Source organism: Bacillus sp. RC240, assembly GCF_044907945.1.
Lineage (GTDB): Bacteria > Bacillota > Bacilli > Bacillales > Bacillaceae_G > Bacillus_A > Bacillus_A mycoides.
This window is the reverse complement of sequence record NZ_JBIYCT010000008.1, coordinates 123,805-144,036: the sequence shown is the minus strand read 5'-3', so window position 1 is coordinate 144,036 and position 20,232 is coordinate 123,805. Positions and strand designations below refer to the sequence as shown.

Annotated in this window: 23 protein-coding genes and 1 riboswitch; of the genes, 3 read left to right on the top strand and 20 right to left on the bottom strand. The window is 37.7% G+C overall.

From position 1 onward, the window contains the following. Complete coding sequence (locus ABH955_RS22430) at positions 1–444, bottom strand: hypothetical protein (protein ID WP_061690077.1); 444 nt, start codon at positions 442–444, stop codon at positions 1–3. A gap of 133 nt (positions 445–577) precedes the next feature. Here ABH955_RS22430 and ABH955_RS22425 point away from each other — a divergent pair, with 133 nt between their 5' ends. Next, positions 578–1,132 carry a histidine phosphatase family protein gene (locus ABH955_RS22425; RefSeq protein ID WP_404491681.1) on the top strand — a complete coding sequence of 185 codons (555 nt, stop codon included), beginning with the start codon at positions 578–580 and terminating at the stop codon, positions 1,130–1,132. Positions 1,133–1,206: 74 nt separating this feature from the next. Then, positions 1,207–1,686, top strand: a complete 480-nt coding sequence (locus ABH955_RS22420; protein WP_002034581.1) for a YbaK/EbsC family protein — start codon at positions 1,207–1,209, stop codon at positions 1,684–1,686. Positions 1,687–1,706: 20 nt separating this feature from the next. On the opposite strand, the gene lipA is transcribed toward ABH955_RS22420, so the two are convergent. Next, positions 1,707–2,603 carry a lipoyl synthase gene (gene lipA, locus ABH955_RS22415; RefSeq protein WP_002015922.1) on the bottom strand — a complete coding sequence of 299 codons (897 nt, stop codon included), beginning with the start codon at positions 2,601–2,603 and terminating at the stop codon, positions 1,707–1,709. Positions 2,604–2,792: 189 nt separating this feature from the next. Here lipA and ABH955_RS22410 point away from each other — a divergent pair, with 189 nt between their 5' ends. After that, complete coding sequence (locus ABH955_RS22410) at positions 2,793–3,776, top strand: M23 family metallopeptidase (protein WP_002034579.1); 984 nt, start codon at positions 2,793–2,795, stop codon at positions 3,774–3,776. Between the two features lie 56 nt (positions 3,777–3,832). Here ABH955_RS22410 and yunB read toward each other — a convergent pair whose 3' ends face one another. The 18 genes from yunB to ABH955_RS22320 all read right to left on the bottom strand — a co-directional run bounded on the left by yunB (position 3,833) and on the right by ABH955_RS22320 (position 20,108). Further along, a complete protein-coding gene (gene yunB, locus ABH955_RS22405; protein WP_219301041.1) occupies positions 3,833–4,564 on the bottom strand; it encodes a sporulation protein YunB in 732 nt (243 codons plus the stop codon). Between the two features lie 55 nt (positions 4,565–4,619). Further along, positions 4,620–4,922 (bottom strand): YunC family protein, encoded by a 303-nt coding sequence (locus ABH955_RS22400; protein ID WP_002015926.1) that lies wholly within the window; start codon positions 4,920–4,922, stop codon positions 4,620–4,622. A gap of 65 nt (positions 4,923–4,987) precedes the next feature. Continuing rightward, positions 4,988–6,379, bottom strand: coding sequence for a bifunctional metallophosphatase/5'-nucleotidase (locus ABH955_RS22395; RefSeq protein WP_404491700.1), 1,392 nt, complete (start codon positions 6,377–6,379; stop codon positions 4,988–4,990). A 776-nt stretch (positions 6,380–7,155) separates the two neighbouring features. Continuing rightward, positions 7,156–8,553 (bottom strand): Fe-S cluster assembly protein SufB, encoded by a 1,398-nt coding sequence (gene sufB / locus ABH955_RS22390; protein ID WP_002015928.1) that lies wholly within the window; start codon positions 8,551–8,553, stop codon positions 7,156–7,158. A gap of 48 nt (positions 8,554–8,601) precedes the next feature. Continuing rightward, positions 8,602–9,033, bottom strand: a complete 432-nt coding sequence (gene sufU / locus ABH955_RS22385) for a Fe-S cluster assembly sulfur transfer protein SufU (protein ID WP_002089369.1) — start codon at positions 9,031–9,033, stop codon at positions 8,602–8,604. After that, positions 9,023–10,243 (bottom strand): cysteine desulfurase SufS, encoded by a 1,221-nt coding sequence (sufS, locus tag ABH955_RS22380; protein ID WP_002015930.1) that lies wholly within the window; start codon positions 10,241–10,243, stop codon positions 9,023–9,025. The genes sufU and sufS overlap by 11 nt, the downstream gene beginning before the upstream one ends. Further along, positions 10,243–11,535: a Fe-S cluster assembly protein SufD gene (gene sufD, locus ABH955_RS22375; RefSeq protein WP_002015931.1), complete on the bottom strand. Its 1,293-nt coding sequence runs from the start codon at positions 11,533–11,535 to the stop codon at positions 10,243–10,245. Before sufD ends, sufS begins: the two co-directional genes overlap by 1 nt. 15 nt (positions 11,536–11,550) lie before the next feature. Further along, positions 11,551–12,336 (bottom strand): Fe-S cluster assembly ATPase SufC, encoded by a 786-nt coding sequence (sufC, locus tag ABH955_RS22370; RefSeq protein ID WP_002015933.1) that lies wholly within the window; start codon positions 12,334–12,336, stop codon positions 11,551–11,553. A 237-nt stretch (positions 12,337–12,573) separates the two neighbouring features. Beyond that, on the bottom strand, positions 12,574–13,380 hold the full coding sequence (gene metQ / locus ABH955_RS22365; RefSeq protein WP_113938385.1) for a methionine ABC transporter substrate-binding lipoprotein MetQ: 807 nt from the start codon (positions 13,378–13,380) through the stop codon (positions 12,574–12,576). A 71-nt stretch (positions 13,381–13,451) separates the two neighbouring features. After that, on the bottom strand, positions 13,452–14,264 hold the full coding sequence (metQ, locus tag ABH955_RS22360) for a methionine ABC transporter substrate-binding lipoprotein MetQ (protein ID WP_002015935.1): 813 nt from the start codon (positions 14,262–14,264) through the stop codon (positions 13,452–13,454). A 22-nt stretch (positions 14,265–14,286) separates the two neighbouring features. Beyond that, positions 14,287–14,952 carry a methionine ABC transporter permease gene (locus tag ABH955_RS22355; RefSeq protein ID WP_002129754.1) on the bottom strand — a complete coding sequence of 222 codons (666 nt, stop codon included), beginning with the start codon at positions 14,950–14,952 and terminating at the stop codon, positions 14,287–14,289. Next, positions 14,945–15,970, bottom strand: coding sequence for a methionine ABC transporter ATP-binding protein (locus ABH955_RS22350; RefSeq protein WP_002089382.1), 1,026 nt, complete (start codon positions 15,968–15,970; stop codon positions 14,945–14,947). Before ABH955_RS22350 ends, ABH955_RS22355 begins: the two co-directional genes overlap by 8 nt. A 308-nt stretch (positions 15,971–16,278) precedes the next feature. Next, positions 16,279–16,386, bottom strand: a riboswitch (SAM riboswitch). 125 nt (positions 16,387–16,511) lie between these two features. Continuing rightward, positions 16,512–16,856 (bottom strand): hypothetical protein, encoded by a 345-nt coding sequence (locus ABH955_RS22345; protein WP_002015939.1) that lies wholly within the window; start codon positions 16,854–16,856, stop codon positions 16,512–16,514. Between the two features lie 152 nt (positions 16,857–17,008). Further along, a complete protein-coding gene (locus ABH955_RS22340) occupies positions 17,009–17,317 on the bottom strand; it encodes a thioredoxin family protein (protein ID WP_002015940.1) in 309 nt (102 codons plus the stop codon). Between the two features lie 3 nt (positions 17,318–17,320). Next, positions 17,321–17,665, bottom strand: a complete 345-nt coding sequence (locus ABH955_RS22335) for a toprim domain-containing protein (RefSeq protein ID WP_000640865.1) — start codon at positions 17,663–17,665, stop codon at positions 17,321–17,323. 492 nt (positions 17,666–18,157) lie between these two features. Continuing rightward, the gene (gcvH, locus tag ABH955_RS22330) at positions 18,158–18,541 is read right to left on the bottom strand and encodes a glycine cleavage system protein GcvH (RefSeq protein ID WP_000026895.1); all 384 of its coding nucleotides are present in this window, start codon (positions 18,539–18,541) and stop codon (positions 18,158–18,160) included. A 41-nt stretch (positions 18,542–18,582) separates the two neighbouring features. Further along, positions 18,583–18,948: an arsenate reductase family protein gene (locus ABH955_RS22325; RefSeq protein WP_002129756.1), complete on the bottom strand. Its 366-nt coding sequence runs from the start codon at positions 18,946–18,948 to the stop codon at positions 18,583–18,585. A 632-nt stretch (positions 18,949–19,580) separates the two neighbouring features. Continuing rightward, positions 19,581–20,108 (bottom strand): hypothetical protein, encoded by a 528-nt coding sequence (locus ABH955_RS22320; RefSeq protein ID WP_404491680.1) that lies wholly within the window; start codon positions 20,106–20,108, stop codon positions 19,581–19,583. Positions 20,109–20,232 lie beyond the last annotated feature (124 nt).

The window sequence follows — 20,232 nt, the reverse complement described above, 5'->3', positions numbered from 1 at the left end:
TTATTTTTTATATGGATTTTCGTAGTGATGATAACTTTTCCCCCCTCGCAGCTCCCTCTTTGTTTCTGCATCTATAACGATGTACTTATGAAACTCATCTACTTCATCTTGAGAAAAGGAACCAAAAAAATAAACTTGGCGATCTGGATGAACAAACGAATCCTGAATCACCACTCTACTACGACAGCCGACAGCTGTTTTTTGTCGGAAGGTAAATTCTGCATCTTGTACTTCTTTCCATAAAATTTTCTTTCGAACACTATACGAAGCATTTTTGTATTCCTTATAGACCTTCTTATCTAACTGTTCATAAAATAGATTTTCATTCACAAACGATTTATTTCGATTGCTTGGATAGTCTAATTTTTGATTTGATTGTGCATATGTTGTGGACAATTGCGCGAGAAAACAAATACTGAATACAATGCATATCATTTTTTTCATAATTGCACCTCAAATTTTCATTATCCACATTACTTTTCCACATACTTAGATCACTATTCCGTTTCCAATAAAAAGGAATTATTTCCACATTTGTCGAAGTATATAGCGTCAACTTGAAAGATGGGGATGAATTATGAAGAAAATTATTGTAATACGACATTGTTCCGCAACTGGACAAAAACGTGATGCCGAATTAACGTTTGCCGGAAAAGATCAAGCTAACACCCTTGCTGCATTCCTCTTAGAAAATCAGCTACAAATAGATCATATTATTTCGAGCCCATTTGTCCGAGCTATCGATTCCATTCGGCCCTATGCGCTCAAAGCTAACCTATCTATCGAAGAGGATGAACGATTAGCTGAACGTATATTAAGCAACGTTCCGATGGATGATTGGATGCAAAAACTAGAATCTACTTTTACAAACATAGATATTGCCTTTTCAGGCGGAGAGTCAACAAAACAAGCAACGGACCGTGCTATATCGCTTATCCAAGACGTTTTAAAGTTAAACCATACTATAACACTACTCGTTACACATGGAAACTTACTTACGCTCATTTTAAAGCACTTTGATCGTACGATCGGCTTTAGTGAATGGAGAACTTTAACGAATCCTGATGTTTACGAAATTACAATCGATGAACAAAGTTTCATAAAACGATTATGGGAAGCATCGTCCAAATAGTATCCCTTTCCAAAACACTCAGTTGACGCCACGAGAAGAGACTGTATTAACAATAGAGAGGGGTATCATTCAATATGTACGAAGACGTACTTTCTTTACTACATAAAACAAATGCTTCTTATGAAAAATTTGAACACGAACCAGTACTTGACTATGAAACAGATCGTATCGTTCGTGAAAGACTTGGTTTGCAAGGCACTCCAAGTAAAAGCTTATTTTTAAAATCAAAATCCGGGGAGCATTACGTATTCTTTACGTTAGAAGGCACTCGCCTCAACCGAGGAGAGATGAAGGAAATAACAGGAGAGAGCTTATCTCTCTGTTCTCCTAATGAGCTAAGAGAAGAGACTGGTTGCACGCCAGGATGTGTAGCTCCTTTCGGTTATTCACAAGATGTAACGATTATTGTGGACAGTTCAATTTATACTTACGATAAAATTTTAATTACACCTGGTGTACCTGAATTTACAATTGAATTATCCACAGAGGAATTAAAAAAGATTTTATCCACATGTCAAAATAAAGTTTTAGAGTATAAGAAAAAAGAGAGCTAATGATTAGCTCTCTTTTTTCATTATTTCGCTTCTGCTACTTTTTCTTTTGCAGAACGTACTTGCTCGTCCGCATGATAAGAAGAACGTACAAGTGGGCCAGCTTCACAGTGGCTAAATCCTTTGCTAAGTGCAATTTCTTTAAGCTCTGCAAATTCTGCTGGTGGGTAATATTTAATAACTGGTAAATGCTTCTTAGATGGTTGTAGGTATTGTCCAAGAGTTAAAATATCCACATTGTTTGCACGTAAGTCATCCATTGCTTCAATTAAATCTTCTCTCGTTTCACCTAAGCCCAGCATAATGCTCGATTTAGTTGGAATATCAGGCTGCATTTCTTTTGCTCGACGTAAAAACTCTAATGAACGGTCATATTTTGCTCTAGCGCGAACTCGGTTAGATAATCGACGTACTGTTTCAATGTTATGGTTCAAAATATCTGGTTTTGCATCCATTAACATTTTTAAGTTTTCTTCTACCCCACCCATATCAGATGGTAATACTTCGATAGACGTGAATGGATTCTCACGACGTACAGCGCGTACTGTTTCAGCAAAAACAGCTGCTCCGCCGTCCTTTAAATCATCACGTGCAACCGCTGTTATAACAACGTGCTTTAAGCCCATTTGTACTACAGAATCTGCTACGCGTTCTGGTTCTTGTAAATCAAGCTCAGTTGGTAAGCCTGTTTTAACCGCACAAAAACGACAAGCACGTGTACAAACCGCACCTAAGATCATAAATGTTGCTGTTTTCCTTACAGCCCAGCATTCATGAATATTCGGACATTTCGCCTCTTCACAAACTGTATGAAGATTCTTAGAACGCATCATTTTCTTTAAGCCTGTATAGTTTTCATTCGTGTTTAACTTAATTTTCAACCATTCGGGCTTGCGCTTATACTCTGTTTGTTTTGTCATGGTTATCAACTCCGCACAATATGAAATAGTTTACCGTGTTCGCTTCTTTCAATGTAACATATCTATTCTAACGTATGAAAGCGATTTGCTCAAATGAAGATTCTAAGATTTTTTCCAATCGTTCCCTATAATGAAATACTCCGTATATCCCACACTAAAAAGAGTGATGTTGTGAAAGGAGTCTATTTCATGCTTCGAAAAATTTCTCTTTTGCTTTCGATTTGCTTTCTTCTCCACCAAAACATCGCTTACGGTGAAGATAATCAGCAAAGCATATATGAAAAGCGCATGGCACTATATAAAGAAACTGAGCAATCTTCCGGTATTCCGTGGTATTACTTAGCCGCAATGGATCAATACGAAAGAAACATACGGAGCGTAAGAAAAGATATTCCGAAAAAACCAGATGCCATCATTTCCCTTTATTTCAAACCTGAAATATGGGCTGGGCCTGTTAATAGTAATGATACTCTCCCCCATACAATTTCTCTATTTGGCGGAATGGGTTTAGATGGTGACAAAGATGGATTTGCAAATGCAAATAACGACCGTGATCTTCTGCATACAGCAGCAACTATTTTAAAGAAACAAGGAACGTCGGAAGACCGTATTAACATTATGCTTTGGGAATATTATAGACGTGCAAAAACAGTTGAATTAATTACAGAATACGCCCGAATTTATAAACATTATGGACGCATTAATTTAGAAGGTAATGCTTTCCCTCTCCCGATTCGCAGTGACCATAGCTATCGTAGTACTTTCGGTGCTGGTAGAAGCTTTGGCGGCAGGAGGATTCATGAAGGAACCGATATTTTTGCTGGATATGGCGTACCAGTACGATCAACTTGCTATGGCGTTATTGAAACAAAAGGATGGAATCGTCTTGGTGGATGGCGCATTGGTATTCGTGACCTTCATAATAATTACCACTATTACGCTCATTTAGGCGGGTTCTCTAAAGAAATACAGCTCGGACAAATTGTCGAACCAGGAAAAGTAATCGGATTTGTCGGTAGTACCGGCTACGGTCCTCCTGGTACAGCTGGAAAATTCCCGCCCCACTTACATTTCGGCATGTATAAAGACAATGGCTATACAGAATGGGCTTTCGATCCATACATGCATTTAAGCCTTTGGGAACGAAAAGAACGAGCAAATACAAAACGATAACCGTAGCAAATTGCTACGGTTATTTTTATAAATATAAATCAATAGAACACTACTGACTAATTATCCGTTTTCTTTTTATCTGGTACAGTAACTCCGCCACTTCCGTAATAAGTAGGCACTTCACCTTGAACGATGCGCGTCGCAATCGGAATGTTTTGCTTCACCTTAATTTCTTTCGTGCGTAACGGAATCATAACTTGTAACGTCACTTCCACTTCCATAATAATTTTGATCGCCGTATTATTAATTCCTTGCGGCTCAACTAATTGTTTAATATCCGTATTCACATGACCAATTGGCGTAAAATTAATCGGAATATCTGGTCCTATATTACCAAGAAGCGCATTATCAGTTATGCGCCCAAAAGGAACTGACATAGATACCCCATTCTCTTCAAAAATACCAAGTGCTTTCGTATCCCCTTTTTCTACTTGTTGTAAATATTTTTCTATGTATGCAGTAGTCGATGTTAATATTTCATTTACTTGTTTTGTATTTAAATCAATTGTAGATACTTTCCCGTTCCTATCCGTTTGCACTTTCATTAATGAATCTACATCAAACCCTTCATTAATTCGGTCTTTTACCGCTTTCGTCATAACTGCTGTTGCCATTTTATGAGTCTCTGTTTCCCCATACTTAATTAACGTTGGCTGAATACTTTTATTTACAATCCATAAACCTTGAACTACCATTACGATAAAAATAATAAATGAAATAAGCAGTATATACCGAAAGGAAATCGGTCCCCTTCGAAACCGCGAATTTTTCGAACGAAATATGCCCATAAGAAAACCCTCCTTCTTATATTATTTCTATGCAAGAAAGAGGGACGATATATGCTTATCTCATTTTTAATAGTGCATCTTTTCCGATTGTGCCTACCGGAATACCTAAAGCTTCTGCTCCAGTCGTTACTGATTCCAGCGGTGCTTCAAGAAGTTGTTCAATCGTTCTTACACCAACCGCACGGCCAGCAATAATTCCTCGATCACCTAACTTCTCATTTAGAAGACCTACATCTAAAGCACCGCACATAATATATCCTTTATCGCTCATTACAGCTAGCAAATTTGTCTTTGGAAGTTTTACGCTAACAGCAATGAACGTATAGTTATCAATTATAATTGGCTCTACATTAACCATAGTTCACACTCCTCTCTTTCTTATCTTTATGACAAGAGAAAAATGAGTGTTACAAGTTAACTAGCCTATAGTTTGACTGAAGATGTATAAGTTATCAACATGTCTGTTAGTACATCTCTAAGCAATTCCGGCATATAATATTGTTTGTCAGAAAGTGTGGATAGCTCTGGGTATAAGTATCCGAATGTAAACATATCAATCGTTCCTACCGTATATATCCGGTCTAATTCCAGCGATTCGCCGTTAATCAATACATCTTCTAGTAAAATTTTATTCCCTGGAATCGTATCTGGAATCACTTCCAAACCATCGTAAATCATTTTCCCCATTACTTTTCCACGAAATCCGAATCCTTTCACCTCAAGATTCTCCATATTCGGGCGGCGCGCTTTCAAAATAACTTCTCTTAACGTTTTCCCTGGTACTTTTAATAGACATGGATTAATGGGATGTGGACAAATCCCATGAATATCTCCGCGCGTCACAACACCTTCATTTAATCCCTCAAGAAGTACACCAGCATTCACCATCCCAACATCCGCATTACACCACTCTTTAAGTGCACTTGCCAACATATGAGAAAACGTCGTCTCCTTAAACCAATCAACCGGCAATGATTCTTTTAAATGAACGACAGGCTCAGCCATTATCTGCTTACTTTCTTCCTTTAGCATTTCAATTGTGGATAACGGCTCGCTATAAGCACCTAACCGTTCTGTCTTAATCGCTCTACCGTCTTTTTTCAACAGTCTCTTCGTCTCTTTATCCACAGTAAGCTGAACATGACCAACGTAATGTCCCCACTTTTCACAACAGCAAAGCAAAGTATTATCCACAAGAACACCGCGCTCAAATAAATGATGCGTATGTGCCCCTAAAATAACATCTATATCATAATGCTCCGCCATATACTCATCCATACTTTTTCCAAGATGAGAAAGCACAACAGTAATATGAGCTGTATCCTTAACTTCTTCTAAAATAGACTCTAAATGGATGATTGGATCTTCAATATGCCAGTCTAACATATGATAAAACTCTGGATAAGCTACCGTTAATCCAATAAAGGCAATCGTAATCCCATCTGTCGTTGTATGTAATTTATAAGGCTGCGCCCACGCCGGACGTACACCTTCTTTTTCAAATAAATTCGCTACAAGCACCTCAAACCCAGCATCATCATATAGACGATTCAAATGCTCTTTCGCTAACGTAATTCCTTCATTATTTCCGATCGTTACATAATCATATAACGCCTCATTTAATAATTTTGTATTCCCAAGTCCATTTGTCGCTTCCGAAATACTATGAAAACGATCCACATGATCGCCAATATCCACAGTTAAAACAGTCTCTCCCGCTTCCTGTCTTCGCTTTTTCTCCCCTCGTACAAACCGAGAAATTTGCGGCCAATTTTCAAAATGACTATGTATATCGTTTGTATGATAAAGGTGGATGATTATTTCTTTATTTATATTCAGAGAAAAAACCTCCTCTCAGTTCCTTACTGCCATTTACGCTATACGTACGCAATAATCCTGTAAATACTTTTCGTCTTTTCTTGCTATTCTACATTGTACTCGCATTATAAGAAAAAGCCAAAGATTGCCCTTTTAATATGGAAAACTTTATATTACTTTTTCTAGTGTGTTGATTAGTTTTGGGCGGGAATTTTTCGAGAGGTTTAGCGAGCAATGCGGCGGATTTGTCAGTATCTTTGTCTTACCTCTGGTCGTTCTCTTTTCGTATAAAATGTTGCGGGGGTATGTTTGGGATTTCTTTTGTCTTATTTTGTCGACAAATCGATATTCCTTGTCGAACCGCTGATATATTGAAATAATCGCCGATATATTCCGAGTTGTGGTCGATATATTTGAATAATCGCTGATATATTTTACCGAACACCCACACGGGTATCTTACAGCCGAACCCGAATATACAACATAAAAAAGCGCCCTGCTATGCAGGGCGCTTTCTTCATACATATATTATCCAGTTCCAGCGGCTAGAATGTTCGGTGGCTTCACTTCTTCCTATGAGGCAAAAAGCGCCTCTACGTCAGAAGCTCCATCCCCCTCACATTCTGAACGAGCCGCTTCCACTTTCATATATTGTCCAGCTTCGCCTCCTAGACCCTCATGTCTAAGAACCTTCCGCACCAGAAGATAAAAAGCATCTTCTGTACGAAAGAACCTTAGCCAACGGGTCTGGACAGTCGGCTCCGCATTTCTATTTAGCCAATAGAACCTTCCATCTCAAACTTGATTAGGCGGTTCATTTCAACTGCGTATTCCATTGGAAGTTCGCGAGTGAATGGCTCGATGAAGCCCATTACGATCATTTCTGTAGCTTCTTGCTCAGAAATACCGCGGCTCATTAGGTAGAATAATTGTTCTTCTGATACTTTAGATACTTTCGCTTCGTGCTCAAGTGAAACGTAATCGTTTTTGATTTCGTTGTAAGGAATTGTATCAGATGTAGATTGGTTATCCATGATTAACGTGTCACACTCGATGTTAGAGCGAGAGTTTTTCGCTTTTGGTCCGAATTGTACGATACCACGGTAAGTTACTTTACCACCATGCTTCGCAATCGATTTAGAAACGATTGTTGAAGACGTGTTTGGTGCTAAGTGAATCATTTTCGCACCAGCATCTTGGTGTTGGCCTTTACCAGCAATCGCGATAGATAATGTTAAACCACGAGCGCCTTCGCCTTTTAAGATAACTGCTGGGTATTTCATCGTTAATTTAGATCCGATGTTACCGTCAATCCATTCCATCGTTGCGTTTTCTTCACAAACCGCACGTTTTGTAACTAGGTTGTATACGTTGTTCGCCCAGTTTTGGATTGTTGTATAACGGCAATATGCATCTTTTTTAATGATGATTTCTACTACCGCACTATGAAGTGAGTTAGTAGTGTAAACAGGTGCTGTACAACCTTCTACGTAGTGTACGTGTGCGCCTTCGTCTACGATGATAAGCGTACGCTCGAATTGTCCCATATTTTCAGAGTTAATACGGAAATACGCTTGAAGTGGTGTATCAACTTTAATACCTTTTGGAACGTAGATGAATGATCCACCAGACCAAACTGCAGAGTTTAATGCAGAGAATTTGTTGTCTGTTGGTGGGATTACTTTTCCGAAATGCTCACGGAAAATATCTTCGTTCTCTTTTAATGCGCTATCTGTATCTTTGAAGACGACTCCTAGATCTTCTAGGTCTTCTTTCATGTTGTGGTATACAACTTCAGATTCGTACTGTGCAGATACACCAGCTAAATATTTTTGCTCAGCTTCAGGAATACCTAATTTATCAAATGTCGCTTTAATTTCCTCAGGTACTTCATCCCAAGACTTCTCAGATTTCTCAGATGGTTTTACGTAGTACGTAATTTCATCGAAATCTAAGTCGTTTAAGTCGCCGCCCCATTGTGGCATTGGCATTTCATAGAACTTATCCAGTGATTTTAAACGGAAGTCTAACATCCACTGTGGTTCTTCTTTCATACGTGAAATCTCTTCAACGATTTCTTTTGTTAAACCGCGTCCAGCACGGAAAATCGAAACGTCTTTATCCTTGAAACCATATTTATAATCGCCGATATCTGGCAGTTGCTTCGCCATGTTGGTGTGTCCCTCCTTATATAACCTCGTTTTTAGGAACCTTTAACATTACTTATCTTCGTTTAAGCCCTTTTCTAACGCTTTCCACGCTAATGTTGCACATTTAATACGTGCCGGGAACTTGCATACGCCTTGTAATGCTTCAATATCTCCTAAATCAATGCTGTCATCATACTCTTTTCCTAGCATCATGTCAGAGAAAATTTTAGAAAGCTTAAGAGCCTCTTCGATTTTCTTTCCTTTTACTGCTTGTGTCATCATTGAAGCTGAAGACATTGAAATTGAACATCCTTCGCCTTCAAACTTCGCTTCTTGTACAATACCCTCTTCTACTTTCATCGTAAGTTGAATACGATCGCCACAAGTTGGATTGTTCAAGTTAACGGTAACACTATCTTCTAACACGCCATGGTTACGAGGATTTTTATAATGATCCATAATAACTTGACGATATAACGTATCTAAATTATTAAATGACATTTGTGAAATACTCCTTTGTCTTGATTAGCGATTCAACAAATGTATCAATTTCTTCTTTTGTATTATATAAATAGAAGCTCGCACGTGCTGTAGAAGAAGCTTTTAGCCACTTCATAAGTGGTTGTGCACAGTGATGTCCTGCGCGAACCGCAATGCCTTCTACATCTAATACAGTTGCTACATCGTGAGGATGTACGTCTTCAATATTAAATGTAACTAGACCAGCGCGATGCTTTGGACCATAAATTGTAACGCCATCTACTTCTGATAGTCTCTCTAAAGCGTATTGCGCTAATTCATGTTCATGCTTTTCAATATTATGAAGACCGATTTCTTCTAGGAAATCAATTGCCGCACCAAGTCCGATTGCATTACCGATAATCGGTGTACCTGCTTCGAACTTCCACGGAAGCTCTTTCCAAGTAGACTCTTGTAAGTCTACGAAATCAATCATTTCACCACCAAATTCAATTGGTTCCATATTGTTTAGCAATTCTTTCTTACCATATAATACGCCGACACCTGTTGGTCCGCACATCTTATGAGCAGATAATGCGTAGAAATCACAGTTTAAATCTTGTACATCCACTTTCATATGAGGTGCACTTTGTGCTCCATCAACGATCATGATTGCACCGTTTTCATGTGCGATTGCTCCGATTTCTTTTACAGGGTTAATCGTTCCAAGTACGTTAGAAACGTGCATGATAGAAACGATTTTTGTATTCGGTGTAACTGTTTGACGAACATCTTCTAAAGAAATTGTACCGTCTAGTTGAAGCGGAAGGTATTTTAAAGTTGCACCAGTTTTCTTCGCAACTTGTTGCCACGGAATGATGTTACTATGGTGCTCCATGTAAGAGATGACGATTTCATCGCCTTCTTTTACATTATCAAGACCATAGCTAGCTGCTACTGTATTTAATGCAGTTGTCGTTCCGCGCGTGAAAATAATCTCTTCCATTGATTTCGCATTAATAAACTTGCGAACTTTCTCACGTGCACCTTCATACGCGTCGGTAGCTTTCGTACCGAGCGTATGAACACCGCGATGCACGTTAGAATTATATTCTTTATAATAACGTTCTAACGTTTCAATGACTTGAATTGGTTTTTGAGAAGTTGCTGCACTATCGAAATAAACAAGTTGTTTGCCGTTCACTTTTTGATCAAGAATTGGAAACTGTTTGCGTATTTCATGAATATTCATTAGCGAACTTTCCTTTCAATTACCTCAACAAGCTGTGCCTTTACTCCTTCAATTGGAAGCTCATTTACTACAGGTGCTAAGAATCCATGGATGACTAAACGTTCTGCTTCGCGTTTTGGAATCCCACGGCTCATCAAGTAGTATAATTGGTATGGATCTACGCGGCCTACTGAAGCTGCGTGACCTGCCATTACATCATCTTCATCGATTAAAAGAATTGGGTTTGCATCACCGCGAGCTTTCTCATCTAACATAAGAACGCGAGAAGATTGTTGTGCATTTGATTTAGATGCACCATGTTCAATCTTACCAATTCCATTAAAGATAGATGTTGCACTATCTTTTTGTACTCCGTGTTTTAAAATCCAACCTTCAGAGTGTTTACCGAAGTGAACAACTTTAGTTGTAAAGTTTTGTGTTTGGTTACCACGGCCAATTGTTACTGTTTTTGTATCAGCAAATGATCCGTCGCCCATTAAGTTCGTAACGTTCTCTGAGATTGTATTTCCGTCATTCATAAGGCCTAGAGCCCAATCAATACGGCCGTCGCGTCCAACAATGCCGCGGCGGTTAACGTAAGTTGTTACGTCTTTTGCTAATAGATCAACCGCACCGAATTTCACTTGTGCGCCTTGTTCCACGATTACTTCTGCTACGATATTTGCAATACCTTTAGCATTTTCATTTGCAACGTAGTTTTCTACATATGTTGCAGTACTGTTCGCATCAGCTACGAATAATACATGGTTATATACGTTAGCTTCTTCGCCGTCTACTAAGAATACAGCTTGAAGTGGAGTTTCAAGAACAACGTTTTTCGGAACATATACGAATGCACCGCCGTTGATTAATGCAGCATGAAGTGCAGTTAGACGATGCTCGTCTACTTTCACGCCGTCTTTCATTAAGTACTTTTGTACTAGTTCAGCATGCTCTGTTGCAGCTGTTACGATGTCTGTAAAAATAACACCTTTTTCTTTCGCTTCGTCTGCTAAAGAAACGAAAGCAGTTGTACCAGTACGTTGTACTAATACGCTGTTATTTTCATCGATTAAGTTTTTCACTGCTTCTGGAAGCTCTGTTAAAGAACTTACAGGCTCTTGCTTAGCAGCGTCGCCTTTTCCGATAAAGTCCCATTTTTCAATTTTCGTTTTATCAGGCGTTGGCATTGGAAGTTCAGTTGCTTGTGCAAGAGCTTGTAAGCGGAACTCAGTCAACCAAGCAGCTTCGTTTACTTCGCTTGCGCGCTGACGGATTGTTTCTTGATCGAAAGGTAATGTACCGATTGTCATGTTTATGCTCCTCTCTTACGCTTCTTGCTCTGCTGTTTCGTCTTCAATACCTAATTCTTTTTTAATCCAGTCGTAACCTTCAGCTTCTAGACGTTGAGCAAGCTCAGGGCCACCAGATTTAACGATACGACCGTTCATCATAACGTGAACGAAGTCTGGAGTGATGTAGTTTAATAAACGTTGGTAATGCGTAATCATTAGGCAGCCGAACTCTTCGCCGCGCATTTGGTTAATACCTTTAGATACAACTTTTAATGCATCGATATCAAGACCTGAGTCGATTTCATCTAAGATTGCAATTTTTGGCTCGATCATCATTAATTGAAGAATCTCATTACGTTTTTTCTCACCGCCAGAGAAACCTTCGTTTAAGTAACGTTGTGCCATTTCTGGATCCATTTCTAGGAATTCCATGTTTTTATCTAATGTACGGATAAATTTCATAAGAGAAATTTCTTCGCCTTCTTCACGACGTGCATTAATTGCAGAACGTAAGAAGTCAGCGTTTGTTACTCCGCTAATTTCACTTGGATATTGCATTGCTAAGAATAGACCTGCTAGTGCGCGCTCGTCTACTTCCATTTCTAATACATCTTCACCGTCGATGATGATGCTACCTTCTGTTACTTCATACTTTGGGTGACCCATAATCGCAGAAGATAAAGTTGATTTACCTGTTCCGTTAGGTCCCATAATTGCGTGGATTTCTCCACCTTTTACTTCAAGGTTTACACCTTTTAAAATTTCTTTACCGTCGATTGATACGTGTAAGTCTTTAACCGTTAATGTAGAACCAGCCATCTCAATACCTCCATTAATCCTCTATATACATTTTAAAAATTCCTAAAACGTTCATATTCTCATTTTATTCTCATTCTAATCTTATAGCAAATAAAATGATATCGCAAACGACGAAAAAAAGTAACAATTTTTTCACAAATGTATATAAGTATTTCCCTTGCATCCTTATATGATACACTTTTCTTCTTATATATATAAAGAAAAAAGGACTGGGAATTTCCCAATCCTTTCCTGCACTTATTCATTTACTGGAAGTACAGCACCTTTATATTCTTTATTGATAAAGTCTTGAATTTCTTTTGAATGCAATACATCTACTAACTCTTTAATTTCTTTTTTCTTCTCGTCACCTTTACGAACTGCGATAATATTTGCATAAGGAGAGTCTGATCCTTCAATTGCAATTGCATCCTTTGTTGGATTTAATTTCGCATCAATTGCGTAGTTTGAATTAATAAATAAAGCATCACCTTCATTGTTTTCGTACAGCTTCGGTGAAAGTCCAGGTTCTACATCTGTTTTAAACTTTAAATTTTTCGGATTTTCTACAACATCTTTTACTGTTGCTTTAACAACATCTACACCGTCTTTTAATTTAATAGCGCCGCCTTTTTGTAACAATGCGAGCATACGGCCACGCTCCGCTACGTTATTACTCATAATAACTGTTCCGCCATCTGGAAGTTCTTTTAAGCTTTTATATTTCTTAGAATAAATGCCCATTGGCTCTAAATGAATTTTTCCTGCATTTACAATTTTGTATCCTTTTTCTTGAATCTCTTTATCTAAATAAGGGATATGTTGAAAATAATTTGCATCGATTTCTTTATCAGCTAATGCCTTATTTGGTAAAACATAATCCTGGAATTTTTTTACCTCTAACTTAATGCCCTTTTTCTCTAATATTGGCTGTGCCTTTTCTAAAATAACAGCGTGCGGTATATTAGAAGCGCCAACGACAAGCTTATTCTCATCTTTTCCCCCGCAAGCAGCTAATGTAAATACAGACAGTGCTGTAACAACTGACAATAGAATCTTTTTCATATGATGTCCCCTTCTCCCCTATAGTTATGTAGTAAAAAAAGGACCGGCATACACCAGCCCTTTTTCCGCAATTATTCTTTTACAGGAACAACTGCCCCTTTATATTCTTTAGTAATAAAGTCTTCAATTTCTTTAGAATGCAGTACTTCTATAAGAGCTTTAATCTCTTTTTTATCTTTATCGCCTTTACGAACAGCTACTACGTTTGCGTATGGAGAATCATTTCCTTCAATTGCAATCGCGTCTTTTTCTGGGTTTAATTTCGCATCAATTGCATAGTTAGAATTAATTAGAACCGCATCGCCTTCTTTATTGTTATACACTTGTGGCAATAACCCAGGCTCGATATCTGTTTTGAACTTTAAGTTTTTCGGATTATCCGCAATATCTTTTGGAGTTGCTTTAACTGGCTCTACTCCGTCTTTAATTTTTAAAATGCCTTCTTTTTGTAAAATTGCTAAACCACGACCATGATCAGTAACAGAATTACTCATAATAATTGTCGCCCCGTTTGGAAGTTCTTTTAAGCTCTTATATTTTTGAGAATACACACCAATCGGTTCTAAATGAATTTTTCCTGCTATTTCAAAATCATATTTCTTATCTTTGATCTCTTTTTCTAAATACGGAATGTGCTGAAAGTAGTTTGCATCTAATTCTTTATCTGCTAACGATTTATTCGGTAACACGTAGTCTTGGAATTTTTTAATTTCTAACTCAATTCCTTTTTTCTCAAGTAACGGTTTTGCCTTTTCTAAAATTTCAGCGTGCGGTACGTTAGAAGCACCAACAACAAGTTTCTTTTCATCTTTATCTTTCCCGCCACAAGCAGCTAACCCAAAAATTGAAGTTGAAATAAGTGCTGTAAGTAATAATTTTTTCATTTGAAATATCCCCCTGTTTTCATTATCTTTTATCTATTCGAGTCGTTAAACTATCACCAATCCACTGAATTAAAAATACAACGAGTAATACACAAATTGTCGCAACGATTGTTACATCGTTATTTCCACGCTGGAATCCCTCTAAGTAAGCAAGTGTTCCAAGACCACCAGCACCAACAACACCTGCCATTGCTGTATAGCCTACTAAAGCAATAGTCGTAACCGTAATACCAGATACTAACGCTGGTAACGATTCTGGAATTAACACCTTCAAAATAATTGTGCTTGTTTTTGCTCCCATCGCTTTTGAAGCTTCAATTACACCTTTATCAATTTCACGAAGCGCGATTTCAACCATTCTCGCGTAAAACGGTGCTGCACCAATAATTAAAGCTGGCAGCGCTGCACTCGCTCCGAGTATTGTTCCAAGAAGAATCTTTGTGAACGGGATTAATAAAATAATTAAAATGATGAACGGTATAGAACGGAAAATGTTTACGAACGCTCCAATCACCGTATTAATCGCTTTATTTTCCCATAAATTATCTTTCGCTGTCATAAAGAGTAATAATCCTAAAATAAGTCCTAAAACAAATGTGGCAAGCGCTGCGATTGCCGTCATATATAACGTTTCACCAGTTGCTTCTAACATTTGATTCCAATCAATATTTGCGATTAACTTATCCATGTGCAATCACCTCCAGCTCTACTTGATCTTGATGAATCCCTTCTATTGCTTGCTGGATCGCTGTTTCTTCACCATTTAAATGAACGACTAAACTTCCATAAGAGCCGTTATTCGTTTGCGCGATATTTCCTTGCAAAATGCTAACTTCTATATCACCGCGCTGCATTAACCTTTGAAGTACCGGTCTTTCTACCGCTTCACCGACAAACTGCAAACGAATTACTTTTCCATCTGGGTACTTTTCTATTAAACTTTCAATCGTTTCATTCGTATCTTCAGAATCAGTTAACTGCTGTACAAATCGTTTTGTAATGTCTTGCTGTGGATTACGGAATACGTCAAGTACTGGACCCGTTTCTACGATTTTCCCTTTCTCCATTACAGCAACTCGATTACAAATTTTGCGAATAACGTGCATCTCATGCGTAATCAATACAATTGTTAAGCCGAGACGCTTATTAATATCTAACAATAAATCTAAAATTTGATCTGTCGTTTCCGGATCAAGAGCTGACGTTGCTTCATCACATAAAAGTACTTGTGGATTATTTGCTAACGCTCTTGCAATCCCAACGCGCTGCTTTTGTCCACCACTTAACTGAGATGGATATGCGTCTCCTTTTCCTTCTAATCCAACGAGATGAATTAACTCATCAACACGTTTTCTTCTCTTCGCCTTATCCACACCCGAAATTTCAAGTGGGAATTCGATATTTTCGCGTACAGTTCGTGACCAAAGTAAGTTGAAGTGCTGAAAAATCATTCCGATTTCTTGTCTTGCCTTACGAAGTTCACTTCCTGTAATTGCTGAAATCACACGATTTGCGATTGTAATTTGACCAGAAGTTGGTTTCTCTAACTGATTAAACAATCTAATTAAAGAACTTTTCCCAGCGCCACTATATCCGATAACACCAAATATTTCGCCTTTCTCTATTTGTAAGTTGGCGTTATCTACAGCAGTGACATCACCGCTTTTTGCCTTATATATTTTCTTTACATTTTCTAATAAAATCATGATGTTCACCCCTTTTTTGTTTAAAAAGCGTAAGCGGCTCGTTTAGAACAAGAGGGCGTTGGAATCCCAGACGTAGAGGCGCTTTTTGCCTCATAGGAAGGGATGAAACGACCGACTGTTCTAGCCGCTGGAGCTGGATTTCATAAAACTTTGGATAGACTCCGCATTTTTTTATTTTTCATGCGTGTAGTCCATCGTTATAGCTCCTCTTATTATTTGAATGTCCTCCGCATTCAAACGACAAAAAACCTTTCCGCTTCTAGAGAAGCAGAAAGGTTTATATGCGTATATAACAACATTATCCCTCTCTCTCATCTCTCAAAGCATTTGCTTTGCAGGAATTGGCACCATTTCAACATAAGTTGACGGTTGCCGGGCTTCACAGGGCACAGTCCCTCCACCTCTCTTAATAAGAGAAATCAGATTAAATTTTCGTCTGATTTAAAATTTATGAAATTGTCTATATTTTATGAATTGAATTGTATCAATATCCACACGCTCTGTCAACAGAAATTTTCGTAAAAAAAGAAACTTCAGAATTTTAAGCTCCGACTGACATCGGTTTACATATATGAAACATCGATTCAACTAATAACATCGTTCGATACGTTCCAGAATATTGTACCCGTCCATCACTCATTAACTTTTGCAACCTCATATTTCCAGTCACTAATTTTTGTACATCCTCTTCCTCTAAACAAACGATTTGTTCCGTTCCTCTCGCCTCTTTCAAAAGTTCTATATAATCTCTTGAAATTTGTAACGAACAGCATTCATCTCCAAAACGAAAATTAACAGTTCTTTCTCCTTGCCTTAAAAGCGGTTCTAAATGATATTGACCATTAGCGTAATTTACAAATGATTGAAGCAAAGAATATAATTTCATCCTAAACCACATCCCTCATATCACTTTCTATTACATACCATTCCCTCTTATTAAAGGGCAATCCTGTTATTTTCGCTCGACAAATACTGTATCTATCATGCATGTCGACATATTTCCCAAGAAATATGTCGAGGCGGCAAAAACTTTGCCGCCTACTTTAATTCCGTATATAAATATTCAACCGAATGAAATGCATATATTTTCTTCATCAGTGTCCCATTTTCAAAAATAAGTAAACACGGTACACTTTCTATCCCATACTCTTTCGCTAAATGTGGGGCATAATTTAAATCTAACATTCCAATTTTTAAATCTTCAATCGTCATCTCAACGACCGTTAACATCTTCTTTGCCAATTGGCATGTTCCACACATTGGTGTATACACATATAACACTGTTTTTTCTTCATTTCCTATTAGGGCTGTAGCTTCGGCACCTGTCCAATCAATCACTTCTATCATTCCTTACCGTAAATATTCTGTATAAACGTCAATGTCTGCTCCCCATAATACATTTGCTAAATGTGAAGAAGGTGCAGTCGCCACCTCGCGATACGAGCGATCAATATAAATATGCTCTGCTTGCGGAAATTCTTTTCGGAATTGTTTCCTTAACTTTTCTCCTGCATCATCAGCATCCACTAGCACATATACGTCCTTATCAAAAAATTGATCAATGAGCTCATCCATTTTCGACAAACCAATTGTACCATTTGTACAAACAATTTCCACTGGTTCACGAATAATAGATTCAATCTTTCTTCTATCCGATTTACCTTCTACAATAATGACTTTTTCCACATAAATCATATGTCATCACCCGATCACCATATACTATACAACCTTTAACTTAGTATATAGTATATTCGTTATTTTCATGTTGTTTCCTGTTTATTTTTGCAAAAGAAAAGCGGAACCGACTGTTTAGCCCTGTTGGCTAAGGTTCTTTCGTACAGAAGACGCTTTTTGTCTTCTCGTGCGGAAGGTTCTTAGACATGAAGGGCTAGGAGGTGGAGCTGGACAAAGAAAAGCGCAAGCGGCTCGTTCAGAACAGGAGGGCACCCGCACCCCTGAACTAGAGGCGCTTTTTGCCTCAAGTGAAGGAGTGCAATGACCGACTGTTCTAGCCGCTGGAGCTAGACAACGAAAAGCGCAAGCCGCTCGCTCAGCATGAAGCCTCCATGAAAAAAGTTTTTCAAAAACGTTCTCCTACATAATAATTAATATATATGTTTTTAAATTCATTATGTACACAACATAAAAAAGGACAGCACAAAGGCTGTCCTTTTTCTTCGACTATAATTAGTCTTGGTTTGTCATTTCTGCATATTTTTCTGCAGTTAATAACTTCTCAACTTGGCTTGCATCAGAAAGTTCAACTTTAACCATCCATGCACCCTCGTATGGAGATTCGTTAACTAGTTCTGGTTGGTCACTTAATTCTTCGTTTACTGCTACAACTTTACCACTTACAGGTGCGTATAATTCAGAAACTGTTTTAACAGATTCTACGCTTCCGAATGGCTCGTCAGCTTGGATTGTTGCACCTACTTCAGGAAGTTCAACGAATACGATATCGCCTAACTCACCTTGCGCAAAATGAGTAATACCGATAACAACCGCATTACCTTCTGTTTTTACCCATTCGTGTTCTTCAGAGTAACGTAAATTATTTGGAATGCTCATGACTGTACCTCCAGTGAATGTATTAATTATGTAAAAATACCTTATTGGTACTTTTTCCACACACTTTCAAACTGCTCTTCGTTAAAACCAAGTGTTACACTCGTTCCATCTGTTACAATTGGACGTTTAATTAACATGCCATCAGATGCTAAAAGCTCGTACATTTCGTCTTCGCTTGCATCCTTTAACTTATCTTTTAAACCAAGTTCGCGGTAACGCATTCCACTTGTATTAAAGAATTTTTTTAATGGTAATTCACTTTTCTCATGTAAATTACGTAAATCTTCTTTTGACGGTGGATTTTCAACAATATGAATCATCTCATATGCTACATCGTTTGCCTCAAACCATTTCTTTGCTTTTTGACATGTGCCACATTTTGGATATGAATAAAATGTTACTGTCATAAATTCACCTACTTTTTTACTAACCTTTACCTTTATCATATAGAAAACATTTTATTATTTCAAACGATTATTCGCTAAACTTTTACTTATTTCGTGATAATTTTTAATAATCCTGCTAATTTTTCTTATTTTTCCGCCATTTATTAAGAAAAATTAAATATATAATTTTTTCTCATCCCACGCCGAACATATATCTTAAACAAACGTTTGATTAATTTCATATTTTTCTACCTCACCCTTCGGAATACGTAGATTCTTTTATACCGAACATATACCTTAAACAAACGTTTGATTAATTTCATGTTTTTCTACCACAACCTTTGGAATACATGAATTCTTCCATACCGAACATACCTCTTAAACAAACGTTTGATTAATTTCATGTTTTTCTATATCACCTTTGGAATACATGATTTTCTATACCGAACATATATCTTAAACAAACGTTTATCCCGCTATTTGCGGGCAGTAAGACTCCCACCTCGAATTTCGGCAAATGGGAGGTGGGAGATAACTGCCCGTAAGAGCCCGATTGGTGCGGGCTAATAATCAGTGGGGGGCTGGACAAAACCCCCACTGATTAAAGTTTCACTTTATTTAAAAAATAAGAAGCCCTTTTACAGGCTCCTTCATCATCGACTTAAATAGTCCGAAATGGTTTGAAATACTACTATATACATATTATGAATACTTTCTTCTGTATTTCCACCATTCGATAAACCTACTCCCCATTGTTGCCCTTCGCCACTTCCAATATTTGCAAAACCTTGCACGTACATAGCATTTACATCTTTTCGTGCACTGTTATACTCTATCCCTTTTGTAATAAAAGTTGAATATGATTTATCTTGTAAACCAATAAAAAACACTGGTTTCTTTAGCGATGAAAATACATCTTTATACTGCTCTTTCGAAGCTTCTTGAAAGTGCTCTTTCATTATTAGAAAACCATCTACTGCTCCAGATTCCTTTTTCAGTTCTTCTAACGTCACTTTTTCAAACTTTATATTTCTAAATGTATCTTTCGGCTTTTCACCAACAACTCCAATGACGAGTGCTCTCCCGTTATATTCTAAATTCTCTCCTTCTTTATCTTTTGCACACCCAGTACTCACCAGGCATAACAATATAAAAACTAAGAAATACAGTGAACGCTTCATATAGCACCCTCCCCCTCTTTTAAGTCAAGTGACAAAAATGTAAGGTGAATTCAAGAAAATGTAAGTAAAATCGATAGCCCAATTGGATTTTCTATATTATAATCAATTGAATTTATTTACATTA